Raw genomic sequence first — 16,018 nt, forward strand, 5'->3', positions numbered from 1 at the left:
GAAAACCCTGAAGACCCCGTTAACGCCGGCTCATTTCGTGCCGAACATGCGGTCGCCGGCATCGCCCAGGCCCGGCACGATATAGCCGTGCTCGTCCAGCCGCTCGTCCAGCGCGGCGGTCACGATCGGCACGTCGGGGTGGGCCTCGCGCATCCGCTCGACCCCCTCGGGCGAGGCGAGCAGGCACAGGAAGCGCAGGTTGCGCGCGCCTGCCGCCTTGAGCAGGTCGATGGCCGCGACGGACGAGTTCCCCGTCGCCAGCATCGGATCGACGACGATGGTCATGCGCGCATCCAATTCCTTGGGAACCTTGGAATAATACTGCACCGGCTGCAGCGTCTCGGGGTCGCGGTAAAGCCCGATGAAGCCGACGCGCGCGGCCGGGATCAGCTCAAGGATGCCGTCCATGAGCCCGTTGCCGGCCCGCAGGATCGAGATCAGCGCCAGCTTCTTGCCTTCCAGCGTCGGCGCCTCCATCTCGCAAAGCGGGGTGTCGATGCGGATCGTGGTCATCTCCAGCTCGCGCGTGACCTCATAGGCCAGAAGCAGGCTGATCTCGCGCAGGAGACGGCGAAAGCCGGCGGTCGAGGTGGTCTTGTCGCGCATGAGCGTCAGCTTGTGCTGCACCAGCGGGTGATCGACGACGGTCAGGTGCGCTTGGGTCATGTCAGGTCCTTTCGCAGGCGGGTTCTGGTGGTCTGGTCGCAAAAGGCCGCATCGGCGGCCCAGAGGTTCATCTGCCGAAACTCGGCCTCGGCCCAACCGAAAGCGTCGGCAAGCCGCTGATATTCCTGCGACAGCGAAGTATGGAAGAAGGGCGGATCGTCGGTCGAGACGGTGACGCGCACGCCCGCATCGGCAAGCCGCGCAATGGGATGGGCGGCCCAGCCCGGCACCAGGCCAAGCGCGACGTTCGAGCCCGGGCAGACCTCCAGCGTGATCTCGCGTTCGGCAAGGTCGCGAAGCAGCTGCGCATCCTCGACAGCACGGATGCCGTGGCCGATGCGGGTGACGCCAAGCGCCAGCGCGTCGCGGATCGACTCGGGCCCGCGCCATTCGCCGGCATGGGCGGTCAGGCCCAGCCCCGCCTCGCGCGCGCAGTCGAAGGCCCAGGCGAAATCGCCAAGCTCGCCAGCATCCTCGGCGCCGCCGATGCCAAGGCCGGCGACCCAGCCGCCCGAGGTCTCGGCCGCGCAGATCGCGGTCTTGCGGGCACGCTCCGGGCCGAAATGGCGAATGCAGGTCAGCACGGCGCGGCTGGCGATGCCGTCACGCTCGGCCTGGGTCGCGGCCTCTTCCATGGCGGCCAGATAGTCGCGCCAGGCGGGCAGGTCCGCACCACCGCAGAATTCGGGCGAGACGAAAAGCTCGGCATAGATCGCACCCTGTTCCGCGCATTCCGCCAGCACCTCGGCAAGCAGCCGGGCATAGTCCCGCGGCGTGGTCAGAACCGAGGTCGCGGCCTCATAGACGCGCAGGAAGTCCTTGAAATCGCGATAGGCATAGGCGCCGTTCTCGTCGAAGATGCGGCTGATGTCGTGATGTTTCTCGGCGGCGAGCGCCCGGATCAGACCGGGCGGCGCCGCGCCTTCCAGATGCAGGTGCAGCTCGACCTTCTTCAGCGATTTCACAGGAACGACCTCCCCGGGCCGACCGGCGGCAGGCCAAGATGCGCAGCGACCGAGGCGGCGATGTCGGCGAAACCGACCTGGCCGATGCCGCGCGCGCCGCAGCCCCAGCCCAGAACCGGCACGCGTTCGCGGGTGTGGTCGGTGCCGTGCCATGTCGGATCGTTGCCGTGATCGGCGGTGAAGATCGCCAGATCGCCCGGCCGCAGGCGCGAGATCAGCGCGCCCGCCACGCCGTCGAACCATTCCAGCGCCGCCGCATAGCCCGCCACATCGCGGCGATGGCCGTAAAGGCTGTCGAACTCGACGAAATTGGCGAATGTCAGGCTGCCCGGTTCGGCCTCGTCCGCCAGGGCCAGCAGATGGCCGGCCAGATCGGCGTCGGACTTGCCCTTGTGCAGCTTGCCGATGCCGCGATGCGAGAAGATGTCGCCGATCTTGCCCACGGCATGGGTCGCCCGCCCTGCATCTTGCGCCACGTCCAGAAGCGTCGGCCCGGGCGGGGCGATGGCATAGTCGCGGCGGTTCGGCGTGCGGGCAAAGCCGCCCTCGGCGCCCAGGAAGGGCCGGGCGATGACCCGGCCCACGCGCATCGGATGGACCAGGGCAGCCACGTCCCGGCACAGCCGATGGAGCCGGTCGAGGCCGAAGGCCTCTTCATGCGCGGCGATCTGCAGCACGCTGTCGGCCGAGGTGTAGCAGATCGGCCAACCCGTGCGCAGGTGCTCGGCGCCCAGCCGGGCGATGATCTCGGTCCCCGAGGCGTGTTCGTTGCCGAGGATGCCCTCGGTTCCCGCGGCCTGGGCGATACGCCCGGTCAGGTCGGCGGGAAAGGCCGGGCGGGTGTTCGGGAAATAGTGCCAGTCCCAGGGCACGGGAACGCCCGCGATCTCCCAATGCCCCGAGGGGGTGTCCTTGCCGCGCGATATCTCGGTCGCCGCGCCCCACAGCCCCTGCGGCTCGGCGCCGAGGCCCGGCGCCGTCTCGCCGCTGGCCAGCCGGATCGCGGCGCCAAGGCCCAGCGCGTCCAGATGCGGCATCCGCAGCGGCCGCGCCTGCGCGATATGGGCGACGGTATTGGCGCCGGTATCGGGCAGGCCGTCGTTGAAATAGGCGTTCGCGTCGGGTGCCCCGCCGATGCCCACCGAATCCATCACGATCAGGAAGGCGCGTCTGTCGGTCATGTTACCTCGCTGCGGATCAATGGGCCGGGCTCCGGGCCATCGCCCAGCAGATAGGCGGCCGCGACGGTGGCGACCGCCGCATCGGCCGCCGCATCGGAAGCGGCATGGACCAGCGCCAGGGGACGACCCGGACCCGCCTCCTCGCCGATGCGGAGCAGTTCCGCAAGCCCCACCCGAGGGTCGATCCGGTCACCGGCATGCAGCCGCCCACCGCCCAGCGCCACCACGGCATGGCCCAGCACCTCGGTATCGATGGCGACGACGCGGCCATGGCCGGGCACGGCGCGCACCACCGGCGCGGGCGGCAGGTGGCGCTCGGGATGTTCGAGCAGGTCGGCCGGCCCGCCCTGCGCGACCACCATGCGGGCGAAACGCTCGGCCGCGGCGCCGCCGTCCAGCGCCCGCAAGGCGCCGTCGGCCAAGCCGCCAAGATCGAGGCAGGCCGAGGACAGCGCCAGCGACAGGTCGCGCAACGCCCCCTGTTCGCCCGTGAGCACGGCGATGGCCTCGCGCAGTTCCAGCGCATTGCCGGCGGCGCGCGCCAGCGGCTGATCCATGTCGGTGACATAGGCGCGGGTGCGGCAGCCGGCACCCTTCGCGGTATCGACCAGCGCCCGGGCCAGCGCCAGTGCCGCATCCGGGCTGCGCAGAAAGGCGCCGCTGCCTTGCTTGACGTCCAGCACCAGCGCATCCAGCCCCGCCGCCAGCTTCTTGGACAGGATCGAGGCGGTGATAAGGTCGATCGAGCCCACCGTCGCGCTTTCGTCGCGGATCGCGTAAAGCCGCGCATCGGCCGGCGCCAGTTCCGGCCCGGCCGCGACGATGGCGCAGCCGACCTCGGCCACCACGCGGCGGAAATCGTCCTCGGACAGCGCGGTGCGGAAGCCGGGGATCGCCTCCAGCTTGTCCAGCGTGCCGCCGGTATGGCCCAGCCCGCGCCCCGAGATCATCGGCACATAGGCGCCGCAACTCGCCACCAGCGGGGCCAGGATCAGGCTGACCGCATCGCCGATGCCGCCGGTCGAATGCTTGTCCACCACCGGCCCCGGCAGATCCCAGCGCAGCACATGGCCGGAATCGCGCATGGCCCGGGTCAACGCCACCCGCCCCGCCTCGTCCAGACCGCGCGTCAGCACCGCCATGGCAAAGGCCGCGGCCTGCGCATCGCTGACCGAACCGTCGGCCAGGCCGCGCGCGACCAGCGCCGCGCCCGCCGCGTCCAGCCCGCGCCCGTCGCGAACGGCGGCGATCACCGGACGCGGGTCGTGGCGGGGGCCGGCAGGGCTCATTCCGTGCCCGACATGTGGCTGATGCCAAAGCGGCCGGGCAGCAGCTCGCCGATGGTGGTGGCCAGTTCATGGCCCCGGGTCGTGGCCAGCAGCACCGGCGTCTCGGGGCGGCCGAACTCGGCCAGCTTCTGGCGGCAGCCGCCGCAGGGCGGCACCGGGCCTTGCGAGTCGGCGATGACGGCAACCTCGACGATCTCGGTCTCGCCCGCCGCGACCATGGCGGCTATGGCGCCGGCCTCGGCGCAGGTGCCCTCGGGATAGGCCACGTTCTCGACGTTGCAGCCGGCATAGATCCGGCCCGAGGCGCCGCGCACCGCCGCGCCCACCTTGAAGTTGGAATAGGGCGCATAGGCCCTTTCGCGCACCTCGCGCGCCGCATCCAGAAGCGCCATCGCCCCTCACCTTTCGCCTGCCCGTCCGACCGGATTGAGAGTTTGCGCGCCTGCCCCCCGCGATGCAAGTGCGGCGCATCCCCGCCCCTGCCCGCGATGCCCCCTGTTCCCCGGCGAAAAAATAGTTTAACGCTGAACCATCTTGAGAGGAGAGGGTCTGGCGATGGAAGAACGCAGACAGGACAACGCCCGGCAGGCGGCATTGGATTATCACGAATTCCCGCGCCCGGGTAAGCTCGAGGTGCGCGCGACCAAGCCCCTTGCCAACGGCCGCGACCTGAGCCGCGCCTATTCGCCCGGCGTGGCGGAAGCCTGCCTGGACATCAAGGCCGACCCCGCCGCCGCCGCCCGCTATACCGCGCGCGGCAACCTCGTCGCCGTGGTCTCGAACGGCACCGCCGTCCTGGGGCTGGGCAATATCGGCGCACTGGCCTCGAAGCCGGTGATGGAGGGCAAGGCGGTCCTGTTCAAGAAATTCGCCAATATCGACTGCTTCGACATCGAGCTGAACCAGCCCGACCCCGAGAAGCTGGCCGAGATCGTCTGCGCGCTGGAGCCGACCTTCGGCGCCATCAACCTCGAGGACATCAAGGCGCCCGACTGCTTCATCGTCGAGAAGCTGTGCCGCGAGCGCATGAACATCCCGGTCTTTCACGACGACCAGCACGGCACCGCCATCGTCGTCGGCGCCGCCGCGACCAACGCGCTGCATATCGCCCACAAGCGGTTCGAGGACATCAAGGTCGTCTCGACCGGCGGCGGCGCGGCCGGCATCGCATGCCTCAACATGCTGCTGAAGCTGGGCGTGAAGCGCGAGAACGTCTGGCTGTGCGACATCGCCGGCCTGGTCCACGAGGGCCGGACCGAGGAAATGACCCCGCAAAAGGCGGAATATGCGCAGAAATCCGACCTGCGTACGCTGGATGAGGCGATCGAGGGCGCGGACCTGTTCCTGGGCCTGTCCGGCCCCGGCGTGCTCAAGCCGCATATGGTGGCCAAGATGGCCAAGCGCCCGATCATCTTCGCGCTGGCCAACCCCACCCCCGAGATCCTGCCCGAGGATGCCCGCGCCGTCGCGCCCGATGCGATCATCGCCACCGGCCGCAGCGACTATCCCAACCAGGTCAACAACGTCCTGTGCTTCCCCTTCATCTTCCGCGGCGCGCTGGACGTGGGCGCAACCACGATCAACGACGAGATGCAGCTGGCCTGCATCGAGGGCATCGCCGCGCTTGCCCGCGCCACCACCAGCGCCGAGGCGGCGATGGCCTATCGCGGCGAGAAGATGAGCTTCGGCGCCGACTACCTGATCCCGAAGCCCTTCGATCCGCGGCTGATCGGCGTGGTCTCGACCGCCGTGGCCCGGGCCGCGATGGAAACCGGCGTGGCCACCCGGCCGCTGGACGACATCGCCGCCTACAAGCGCGCGCTGGACGGCTCGGTCTTCCGTTCGGCGATGATCATGCGCCCGGTCTTCGAGGCGGCCGCCACCGCCAAGCGCCGCATCGTCTTTGCCGAGGGCGAGGATGAGCGCGTGCTGCGCGCCGCCAACGCCATGCTGGAGGAAACCACCGACGCGCCGATCCTGATCGGCCGCCCCGAGGTGATCGAAAGGCGCGCCGAACGCGCCGGCCTGCCGATCCGCCCCGGCCGCGACTTCGAGATCGTGAACCCGGAAAACGACCCGCGTTATCGCGACTATTGGGGCACCTATCACGAGTTGATGGCCCGGCGCGGCGTCACGCCCGACATCGCCCGCGCCATCATGCGCACCAACACCACCGCCATCGGCGCCGTCATGGTCCACCGGGGCGAGGCCGACAGCCTGATCTGCGGCACCTTCGGGCAATACAGCTGGCACCTGAACTATGTCAGCCAGGTGCTGGCGCGCGACGGGCTGCGGCCGCAGGGCGCGCTGTCGCTGATGATCCTCGAGGACGGGCCGCTGTTCATCGCCGACACCCAGGTGACCCATTCCCCCACCCCCGAGCAGGTGGCCGAGGCCGCCATCGGCGCCGCCCGCCATGTGCGCCGCTTCGGCGTGACGCCCAAGGTCGCGTTGTGCAGCCATTCGCAATTCGGCAACCTGGACACCGACTCGGGCCGCAAGATGCGCGCGGCGGTCGAGATCCTGCATGCGCGCGGCGTCGATTTCATCTTCGACGGCGAGATGCATGTGGACTCGGCGCTGGACCCGACGATCCGCGAGCGGCTGCTGCCGCATTCCCGGATCGAAGGCGCGGCCAACGTGCTGGTCTTTTCGGGCACCGACTCGGCTTCGGGCGTGCGCAACGCGCTCAAGCTCAAGGCCAACGGGCTGGAGGTCGGGCCGATCCTGATGGGCATGGGCAATCGCGCCCATATCGTGACGCCCTCGATCACCACCCGCGGGCTGCTGAACATGAGCGCGATCGCCGGCACCCCGGTCGATCACTACAGGTAAGCGCACGGAACATGGGGCGGGGCGGCGGTGATTCTGCCGCCGCCCCTGCCCGGCCGGACTTCATTTTGCAAAATGGCGCGGGATTTTCAGCCCAAAGCAAAGTCTGCGCCGGTTTGCAAATTAACTCGCCCTGTGGGGGCGATGTTCTGCAAAATTTTTTGTCGCACCCCCGGTTGTGGGCGTTAACATCCTTGCGCCCTGCCTCCTGGCGCGCATAACTCCGCCCCATTCATCCGGGGAGGAGTTGGTTCATGGGATATCGGGAGATCTATTCCGCCTGGCAGGCAGATCCTGAGGGTTTCTGGATGCAGGCGGCCGAGGCCATCGAATGGGAGCGCAAGCCCTCGAAGGCGCTGTTCGACGACAAGGCCCCGATCTACGAATGGTTCTCGGACGGGATGGTGAACACCTGCTGGAACGCGGTGGACCGCCATGTGCTGGCCGGGCGCGGCGACCAGATCGCCATCCAGCATGAAAGCCCGATCACGCTTTCGACCAAGGGCATCACCTACAAGCAGTTGCAGGACCGCGTCGCCTCGCTGGCCGGCGCGCTGCGCATGCGCGGCGTCGAAAAGGGCGACCGCGTCATCATCTACATGCCGATGATCCCCGAAGCGCTGGAGGCGATGCTGGCCTGTGCCCGCCTTGGCGCCATCCACTCGGTCGTCTTCGGCGGTTTCGCCGCGAACGAATTGGCGGTGCGCATCGACGATTGCCAGCCCAAGGCGATCATCGCCGCCTCTTGCGGGCTGGAGCCGAACCGGGTCGTGCATTACAAGCCGCTGCTCGACGCCGCCATCGACATGGCCGAGCACAAGCCCGAATTCTGCGTGATCTTCCAGCGCGAGCAGGAGGTGGCGAAGCTGGTCGAGGGCCGCGACTTCAACTGGCACGGCTTCCAATACGGCGTGAAGCCCGCCGAATGCGTGCCGGTCGAGGGCAATCACCCGGCCTATATCCTTTACACCTCGGGCACCACCGGGCAGCCCAAGGGCGTGGTGCGCCACACCGCCGGCCACCTGGTCGCGCTGCAATGGTCGATGACGAACATCTACAACATCGCGGCCGGCGACCGTTTCTGGGCCGCCTCGGACGTGGGCTGGGTCGTCGGGCATTCCTATATCTGCTACGGGCCCCTGATCGCCGGCGCGACCACCGTGGTCTTCGAGGGCAAGCCCGTGGGCACGCCGCATCCCGGCGTGTTCTGGCGCATCATCCAGAACCACCGCATCAAGAGTTTCTTCACCGCGCCGACCGCGCTGCGCGCCATCCGCCGCGAGGACCCGGAGGGCGAGTGGATCAAGCGCTACAAGCTGCACGACCTGCAGGCGCTGTTCCTGGCCGGCGAACGCGCCGACCCCGACACGGTGAAATGGGCGCAGGAGCACCTGGGCGTGCCGGTGGTCGATCACTGGTGGCAGACCGAGACCGGCTGGGCCATCGCCGCCAATCCCATCGGCATCGAGACCCTGCCGACCAAGCTGGGCAGCCCCTCGGTCCCGATGCCCGGCTATGACGTGCAGGTGCTGGACGAGGCGGGCCATCCGGTGCCGGCAGGCACGCTGGGCGCCATCGCGGTCAAGCTGCCTTTGCCGCCCGGCACGCTGCCCGGGCTGTGGAATGCGGAAAACCGCTTCCGCAAGTCCTATCTCGACCATTTCCCGGGCTATTACGAGACCGGCGATGCGGGCTATATCGACGAGGACGGCTATCTTTACATCATGGCGCGCACCGACGACGTGATCAACGTCGCGGGGCACCGGCTTTCGACCGGAGCGATGGAGGAGGTGCTGGCCAGCCATCCCGATGTGGCGGAATGCGCGGTGATCGGCGTGGCGGACAGTCTCAAGGGCCAGTCCCCGGTCGGGTTCCTGTGCCTCAAGGCCGGGGCAAGCACGCCGCATGAGCGGGTGGTCGCGGATGTGGTGCGAATGGTGCGCGACAAGATCGGCCCGGTCGCAGCCTTCAAGTCGGCCTGCGTGGTGGACCGGCTGCCCAAGACCCGTTCGGGCAAGATCCTGCGCGCCACCATGGCCAAGATCGCCGATGGCGAACCGTTCAAGACCCCCGCCACCATCGACGACCCGGCGATCCTGGACGAGATCCGCGAGGCTCTGGCGGGGCTCGGCTATCCCGAGACCGCCAAGGCGAGCTAGGCCGTTCCCGGCTTCGCGGCCGGATTCGAGTATTTGGGGAACGAAGAAGCAGGGGCACCGCGTATGGAAGCGGCGCCCCTTGTCGTCAGTCGATTTGTGCGCCGAGGCCGCGCATCAGCGGCAGGAAATCGGGGAAGGAGGTGGCGATGGGACCGCCGTCATCGACCGAGATCGGCTGGTGCGAGGCGAGGCCCGCGACCAGGAAGGACATGGCGATGCGGTGGTCGAGATGGGTGGCGCAGGTGGCGCCGCCATCGAGCCCGCCCTTGCCGTGGACGGTCATGGTATCCTGAGTGTCCACGACCTCGGCGCCATTGGCGCGCAGGCCGACGGCCATGGCGTCGATGCGGTCGCTTTCCTTGACGCGCAATTCGTGAACACCCTGCATGACGGTCGTGCCCTCGGCAAAGCAGGCGATGACCGAGAGGATCGGGAATTCGTCGATCATGCTGGCGGCGCGTTCGGCGGGCACGGTCACGCCTTTCAGCGGACCATGGCGGACGACCAGGTCGGCGACCGGCTCGCCGCCCTCTTCGCGCTGGTTCTCGAAGCGGATGTCGGCGCCCATCTCCAGCAGCGTGACATAGAGCCCGTCGCGGGTCGGGTTGCGGCTGACGCCCGGGACGCGGATTTCCGAGCCCGGCACGATCAGCGCCGCCGCCACCGGGAAAGCGGCGCTGGACGGGTCGCGCGGCACCACCACCGGCTGCGGTTTCAACTCGGGCCGGCCCTTGAGGGTGATGACATGCCCCTCGGCGGTCGTCTCGGTGGTGATGGCGGCACCGAAGCCGGCCAGCATGCGCTCGGTATGGTCGCGGGTCAGCTCGGCTTCGATCACCACCGTTTCGCCCGGCGCGTTGAGCCCGGCAAGCAGCACCGCCGACTTGATCTGGGCGCTGGCGACCGGGGTCTTGTAGCGCACCGGCACCGGCTCGGACGCGCCCTTGATGGTGAGCGGCAGGCGCTTGCCCTCGCGCGCCGTGACCTCGCAGCCGAAAAGTTCCAGCGGGTCGGTGACGCGGCCCATCGGGCGGCGCGACAGGCTGGCATCGCCGGTGAAGGTGGCGGTGATCGGCGTGGTTGCCATGGCGCCCATGATCAACCGCACGCCGGTGCCGGAATTGCCGCAGTCGATCACCCCCTCGGGCTCGGCAAAGCCGCCGACTCCGACGCCGTTGACGCGCCATTCCCCCTCGCCCAGCCGCTCGACCTGCGCACCGAAGGCCCGCATCGCCGCTGCCGTGTCCAGCACGTCCTGGCCCTCCAGCAGGCCGGTGATATGGGTCTCGCCCACCGAAAGCGCGCCTAGGATCAGCGCGCGATGGCTGATCGACTTGTCGCCCGGCACCTGGGCCTCGCCGGTCAGGGGGCCCGAGCGGCGGGCGGTCATCGGCAGCGGTTCGGCGGAATGTGACATGAAGGCCCCCTCGTGCTTGTCGCGCAAGGTGATAGCGGTCACGGGCGGGGGTTGCAATCGGGGGCGATCAGGGCGCTTCAGGATCGGCGGCGGAAGGTGACGTAATGCGGCACCCGGCCTTCGCGCAGCGCCTTCTGCTCATAGCGGGTGCTGGGCCAGTCCTCCCATGCCTGCGGCCCCTCGGCAATCAGGTCGAAGCCGGCCTGCGGCACCTCTTCCAGCGTCTGGCGGACATAATCGGGGATGTCGGTCGCGACGCGGAACTCGGCGCCCGGCTTCATCACGCGGGCGAGCGGGATGAGGTGCTCGGGCGTGACGAAACGGCGGCGGTGATGGCGGGCCTTGGGCCAGGGGTCGGGATAGTTCAGAAAAGCCTTGTCGATCGAGGCATCGGGCAGCACATCCATCAGGTCGCGCGCATCACCCGGATGCACGCTCACGTTCTCGACCCCCGCGGCGCGGATCTTGCCCAGGAGCATGGCGACGCCGTTGATGAAAGGCTCGCAGCCGATGATGCCGATCTCGGGATAGCGGGCGGCCATGTGGACCATGTGCTCGCCGCCGCCGAAGCCGACTTCCAGCCAGACCGGCCGGTCGTCGCCGAAGATCGTGCTGGGCGCGACGGGCTCGCGCCCGGGGTTCTCCTGGACGGTGATGCCGCGCGGACGCAGGCTGCCCAGATCCTCGGACAGATAGCCCTTCTGGCTTTGGCGCAGGGTCTTGCCGTGGCGGCGACCGTAGAAGTTGCGGCGCGGGGGATTCGGATCGAATTCGCTCATGATTCGTTCAGGCCGGTTCCGTCACTCGGCGGCAAGGCGCGAGATCACCACCGTCACCTCGGGTTTCTTGCCGATTTCCTCCATCGAGACCTGGCGGGTGATCTTGCGGATCGCCTCTTCCAGCCGGTCGTCGTCCATCACCGTGCGGTCGTCGGCGCGTTCCAGGAACTCGGCCAGCTCGCCCTCGATATTGCGCGCCAGCGGCACCCCGGCGCGGCCCAGCTCTGGCAGGCCGGACAGCTCCACCCAGGCGTCGGGCAACGGGCTGTCGTCCTCGTCGATGATGACCGAGACCATGGCACGGCCGTTCAACGCCATGCGGATGCGGTCGCGGACCACGCCGTCCATGGCCCCGATCAGCATCGTCCCGTCGAGGTAAAGCCGCCCGGTATCGATCTGATCGACCACCCGCGGCGCCGTGCCCGACAGGTCCAGCATGGTGCCGTTCGTCGCCACGACCGAGGGGATGCCACGCGCCTCGGCCAGCTTGGCATGTTCGCGCAGGTGCATGTGCTCGCCATGCATCGGAATGACGATCTGCGGCTTCAGGAGGTCGTGCACAGCCTCGATATCCGGCCGGTTGGCATGGCCCGAGACGTGATAGAGCCCGTCTTCGGCGTCATAGAGGTCCACGCCCATCTCGGAAAGCGCATTCATGATGCGGATCACGCCGCGCTCGTTGCCGGGGATGGTGCGCGAGCTGAACAGGAAGCTGTCGCCCTCTTTCAGCTCGATGCCCAGATAGCGGCCGCGCGACAGCTGGGCGCTGGCGGCACGGCGCTCGCCCTGGCTGCCGGTGACGATCAGCATCACCTTGTCGCGCGGCAGTTCCGAGGCTTCCTCGGGGCCGATGAACGAGGGGAAGTTCGTCAGGATGCCGGTTTCGACGCCGACGGTCACCATGCGACGCATGGCCCGGCCCAACAGGCAGATCTTGCGGCCGGCGGCAACGCCGGCTTCGGCCAGGGTCTTGAGGCGGGCGATGTTGCTGGCGAAGGTGGTCGCCACCACCATCTGCCGCTGCGCCATGACGAAATCCAGAAGCGGATTGGCCAGCACCGCCTCGGACCGGCCGGGATGGGGCGAGAAGACATTGGTGGAATCGCAGGTCAGCACCTTGATCCCCTGCCCCTCGTTGGCGATGTCGTGCCAGAGGATCGGGTCGAAAGCCTCGCCTACCACCGGGGTGCCGTCCAGCTTGAAATCGCCGGTATGCACGATCCGCCCCGCCGGCGTGTCGATGATCAGCGCCGAACTTTCAGGGATCGAATGGCTGATCGGGACGAACTGCACCCGGAACGGGCCGGCCGTCACGACATCGGGCCGCGGGGCGTGGATATGCAGCTGATCGACGGGCTGGCCGGCCTCTTCCAGCTTCAGCCGCGCCAGCGCGCCGGTGAAGCGGCGGCAATGCACCGGCTTTTGCAGCCTGGGCCACAGCAGGCCAAGCGCGCCGACGTGATCCTCGTGCCCATGGGTGATGAAGATGGCGTCGATGCGGTCGCGATTGGCTTCCAGCCAGGCGACATCGGCCATGATCAGGTCGATGCCGGGCGCGCTGTCCATGTCGCCGAAGGTCACCCCCAGGTCGACGACGATCAGCCGCTCGCGTCCCGGCTGGCCATAGCCGTAGACATAGGCGTTCATGCCGATTTCGCCCGCGCCGCCCAGCGGCAAATAGATCAGGCGCTCAGCCATTGCCCATCTCCTTGTTGTAATCATGGATCAGGCGCAGGCCGTGCATGGTCAAGTCGTCCTCGATCGCGTCGAACAAATCAAATCCCTGGTCGAACAGCGGCGCCAGCCCGCCTGTGGCTATAACCTTCATCGGCCGGCCGCGTTCCAGGCGGATCTTGTCGACCACGCCCTGCACCAGGCCGATATAGCCCCAGAAGATGCCGGACTGGATGCAGGCCACGGTATTGGTGCCGATCACCTTGGCCGGCATGGTCACGTCGACATGCGGCAGGCTGGCCGCGCCCATGTGCAGGGCCTCCAGCGACAGGTTCACCCCCGGCGCAATGACGCCGCCGACATAGGCGCCGTCGGTGTCCACCACGTCGAAGGTCGTGGCGGTGCCGAAATCGACCACGATCAGGTCCGGCCCGTGCCGCTCGAACGCCCCCCAGGTATTCACCAGGCGGTCGGGGCCGACCACGGTGCCGAAATCGACCCTCGGCGCCACAGGCAGCAGGCAGTCCGGCTTGCCCACCACCAGCGGGCGGGTGTCGAAATAGCGATTGCAGAGCACGCGCAGGTTGAACACCACCCGCGGCGCGGTCGAACTGATGATGCAGGCATCGATGTTCAGTTCCAGCTTCTGCAGGGAAATCAGCGTGGACAGCCAGACGAAATACTCGTCCGCCGTGCGCCGGTGGTCGGTCGAGATGCGCCAGAGGCCCACGAATTTCTCGCCGTCCCAGACGGAAAAGACCGTGTTGGTGTTGCCGGTGTCGATGCAAAGCAGCATGGCCTAGCCTCCGAAAAAGACTTCGGCGGCGGGAATGACCTGCCGCCCCGCCGGGCCGCGCAGGATCAGCGCGCCGCTGTCGTCGATGCCCTCGAAGATGCCGTGGCTTTCGGCAGTGCCGGTGCGGGCGATGATCGGCTCGCCCAGCCGGGCCGCGCGGGCCAGCCAGGCATTGCGGATCGGCGCGAAGCCATAGATGTCGAGCTGCGCCTGCCAGCGTGCAAAGGCCGGCGCCAGCAGGTCCAGGAATTCCTCGGGATCGACGGCGTGGCCAGTCTCGCCTTGCACGGAAACCGGCGGGGTGGCACCGGGCTCGACCGCGCCGGCATCGGGCGCGGCGGCCAGGTTGACGCCGATGCCGACCGCGACGGCCTGCACGCCGGGGCCGGAGCCCGAGCTTTCCAGCAGGATGCCCGCCACCTTGCCGCCGTTCAGCAGCACGTCGTTCGGCCATTTGATCGCCAGCCGCGCGGCCGGGCCGCAGGCCAGACCAAGCGCATCGTAGAGCGCCAGCGCGGCGACGAAGGACAGTTGCGCCGCCGCCAGCGCCCCTCCCTGGGGCCGCAGAACCAGCGTGCCGGCAAAGTTTCCGGCCGGCATGACCCATTCGCGCCCGCGACGGCCACGGCCCGCGAATTGCTCGCGGGCCAGCACCCAGGCAGAACCGGAAAGGCCGGGCGCCAGCTTCAGCGCCTCGGCATTGGTGCTGTCGGTGCGGGCCAGCACATGGCGGGCCACGCCCTCGGGCCAGGCGTCACTCACCTTGCACGGGCTCGGCTTGCGCGGCTTCGGCGGGCTGCTCGATGGCGGCCACCGGACCGACCAGGGTCTCCGCGGCGCGGCCGGCGGCGGAATCGACGCCGAACATGCTGATCGCACCCACCAGCATCGCCAGCGCCGGCACCATCAGCGCCAGGTATTGCACCGCGCCCATGCGCGAGGTCATGCCCTCGGATTCGCCGCCGAAATACATGTAATAGACGATGCGCAGGTAATAGAAGGCGCCGATGACCGAGGCGATCACGCCCAGCACCGCCAGCCAACCCATGCCGGCATCGACCGCCGCCGTCAGCACGCCGAACTTGGCAAAGAAGCCCAGCGTCGGCGGCACGCCGGCAAGGCTGAACATCAGGACCAGCATCGCCAGCGCCTTGACCGGATCGGTCCAGGCAAAGCGGTTCAGCGCGGCAAGGTCGGTCACCGGCACGCCGTCGCGCTCCATCGACAGGATGAAGGCGAAGGTGCCGATGTTCATCACCGCATAGATGGTCATGTAAAGCAGCATGTTCTGCACGCCGATGGCGGTGCCTGCGGCAAGGCCGACCAGGGCAAAGCCCATATGCGCGATCGAGGAATAGGCCATCAGCCGCTTGATGTTGGTCTGGCCGATCCCGGCGATCGAGCCCAGGAACATCGACATCACCGCCAGCGCCGCGACGATCTGGCTCCAGTCGCCGATGACATGGCCGAAGGCGTCGAAGACCAGCCGCGCGATCAGCGCCATGGCCGCGACCTTGGGCGCGGTGGCGAAGAAGGCGGTGACCGGCGTCGGCGAGCCCTCGTAGACGTCGGGCGTCCACATGTGGAAGGGCACGGCCGAAACCTTGAACGACAGGCCCACCAGCATGAACACCAGGCCGAACAGCACGCCCAGCGACAGGTGGCCGGCCTCGATGGTCGAGATGATGCCCTCGAACCCGGTGGTGCCGGCAAAACCGTAGACCAGCGAGGCGCCATAGAGCAGCAGGCCCGAGGAAAGCGATCCCAGCACGAAGTATTTCAACCCCGCCTCGGACGAGCGCACCGAGTCGCGGCGCATGGCGGCGACGACGTAAAGCGCCAGCGATTGCAGCTCCAGCCCCATGTAGAGCGTCAGCAGGTCGCCGGCCGAGACCATGAACATCATGCCCAGCACCGCCAGCGCGACGATGATCGGGAACTCGAAGCGCAGCATGTTGCGGCGCTGCATGTAATCGGCGCTCATCGCCAGCACGCCGGCGGCGGCGACCAGCGTCACCACCTTGGCAAAGCGCGAGAAGCCGTCGTCGATGAACATGCCGTGGAAGGCGGCGCCGTCGACATGGTTGCCGAGGCCCACCATGGCCGCGACGACCAGGAAGGCCGCGACCGTGACCCAAAGCAGCGTCCGGGCCAGCCTGTCCTTGCCGAGATAGGCCCCCGCCATCAGGGCGGCAAGGGCGTAACCGGCCAGCACCACCTCGGGCAGAATGGTCGAGAAATCGAGCGAGGTCATGTCCGT

13 protein-coding genes are annotated in these 16,018 nt (G+C 68.4%); 2 read left to right on the plus strand and 11 right to left on the minus strand.

Going from position 1 to position 16,018, the window contains the following annotated elements:
- Nucleotides 1-30 precede the first annotated feature (30 nt).
- The 5 genes from upp to QPR87_RS15510 are packed head-to-tail and all read right to left on the minus strand — an operon-like array spanning nt 31 to nt 4,493.
- On the minus strand, nt 31-666 hold the full coding sequence (gene upp, locus QPR87_RS15490; protein WP_011748506.1) for a uracil phosphoribosyltransferase: 636 nt from the start codon (nt 664-666) through the stop codon (nt 31-33).
- Nucleotides 663-1,631, minus strand: coding sequence for an adenosine deaminase (locus tag QPR87_RS15495; protein WP_285050173.1), 969 nt, complete (start codon nt 1,629-1,631; stop codon nt 663-665). Before QPR87_RS15495 ends, upp begins: the two co-directional genes overlap by 4 nt.
- Complete coding sequence (locus QPR87_RS15500; protein WP_104491743.1) at nt 1,628-2,812, minus strand: phosphopentomutase; 1,185 nt, start codon at nt 2,810-2,812, stop codon at nt 1,628-1,630. Before QPR87_RS15500 ends, QPR87_RS15495 begins: the two co-directional genes overlap by 4 nt.
- Nucleotides 2,809-4,101, minus strand: a complete 1,293-nt coding sequence (locus tag QPR87_RS15505; RefSeq protein ID WP_285050175.1) for a thymidine phosphorylase — start codon at nt 4,099-4,101, stop codon at nt 2,809-2,811. The genes QPR87_RS15500 and QPR87_RS15505 overlap by 4 nt, the downstream gene beginning before the upstream one ends.
- Complete coding sequence (locus QPR87_RS15510) at nt 4,098-4,493, minus strand: cytidine deaminase (RefSeq protein ID WP_011748510.1); 396 nt, start codon at nt 4,491-4,493, stop codon at nt 4,098-4,100. The genes QPR87_RS15505 and QPR87_RS15510 overlap by 4 nt, the downstream gene beginning before the upstream one ends.
- 163 nt (nt 4,494-4,656) lie before the next feature.
- Between QPR87_RS15510 and QPR87_RS15515 the strand changes: the two genes are divergently transcribed.
- Both QPR87_RS15515 and QPR87_RS15520 read left to right on the plus strand, forming a co-directional pair.
- Nucleotides 4,657-6,936, plus strand: a complete 2,280-nt coding sequence (locus tag QPR87_RS15515; RefSeq protein WP_011748511.1) for an NADP-dependent malic enzyme — start codon at nt 4,657-4,659, stop codon at nt 6,934-6,936.
- A 251-nt stretch (nt 6,937-7,187) separates the two neighbouring features.
- Nucleotides 7,188-9,092: a propionyl-CoA synthetase gene (locus tag QPR87_RS15520; protein WP_285050179.1), complete on the plus strand. Its 1,905-nt coding sequence runs from the start codon at nt 7,188-7,190 to the stop codon at nt 9,090-9,092.
- Nucleotides 9,093-9,177: 85 nt separating this feature from the next.
- On the opposite strand, the gene aroA is transcribed toward QPR87_RS15520, so the two are convergent.
- From aroA to nuoN, 6 genes are all read right to left on the minus strand, one after another.
- Nucleotides 9,178-10,509 (minus strand): 3-phosphoshikimate 1-carboxyvinyltransferase, encoded by a 1,332-nt coding sequence (aroA, locus tag QPR87_RS15525; RefSeq protein ID WP_285050181.1) that lies wholly within the window; start codon nt 10,507-10,509, stop codon nt 9,178-9,180.
- A gap of 77 nt (nt 10,510-10,586) precedes the next feature.
- On the minus strand, nt 10,587-11,288 hold the full coding sequence (gene trmB / locus QPR87_RS15530; protein ID WP_285050182.1) for a tRNA (guanine(46)-N(7))-methyltransferase TrmB: 702 nt from the start codon (nt 11,286-11,288) through the stop codon (nt 10,587-10,589).
- A 21-nt stretch (nt 11,289-11,309) separates the two neighbouring features.
- Nucleotides 11,310-12,986 carry a ribonuclease J gene (locus QPR87_RS15535; protein ID WP_011748515.1) on the minus strand — a complete coding sequence of 559 codons (1,677 nt, stop codon included), beginning with the start codon at nt 12,984-12,986 and terminating at the stop codon, nt 11,310-11,312.
- On the minus strand, nt 12,979-13,758 hold the full coding sequence (locus QPR87_RS15540; protein ID WP_011748516.1) for a type III pantothenate kinase: 780 nt from the start codon (nt 13,756-13,758) through the stop codon (nt 12,979-12,981). Before QPR87_RS15540 ends, QPR87_RS15535 begins: the two co-directional genes overlap by 8 nt.
- Before the next feature lie 3 nt (nt 13,759-13,761).
- Nucleotides 13,762-14,520, minus strand: coding sequence for a biotin--[acetyl-CoA-carboxylase] ligase (locus QPR87_RS15545; protein ID WP_230999328.1), 759 nt, complete (start codon nt 14,518-14,520; stop codon nt 13,762-13,764).
- Nucleotides 14,513-16,012, minus strand: coding sequence for an NADH-quinone oxidoreductase subunit NuoN (nuoN, locus tag QPR87_RS15550; RefSeq protein ID WP_011748518.1), 1,500 nt, complete (start codon nt 16,010-16,012; stop codon nt 14,513-14,515). Before nuoN ends, QPR87_RS15545 begins: the two co-directional genes overlap by 8 nt.
- Nucleotides 16,013-16,018 lie beyond the last annotated feature (6 nt).

The organism is Paracoccus sp. SSJ (assembly GCF_030234105.1).
Classification (GTDB): Bacteria; Pseudomonadota; Alphaproteobacteria; order Rhodobacterales; family Rhodobacteraceae; genus Paracoccus; species Paracoccus denitrificans.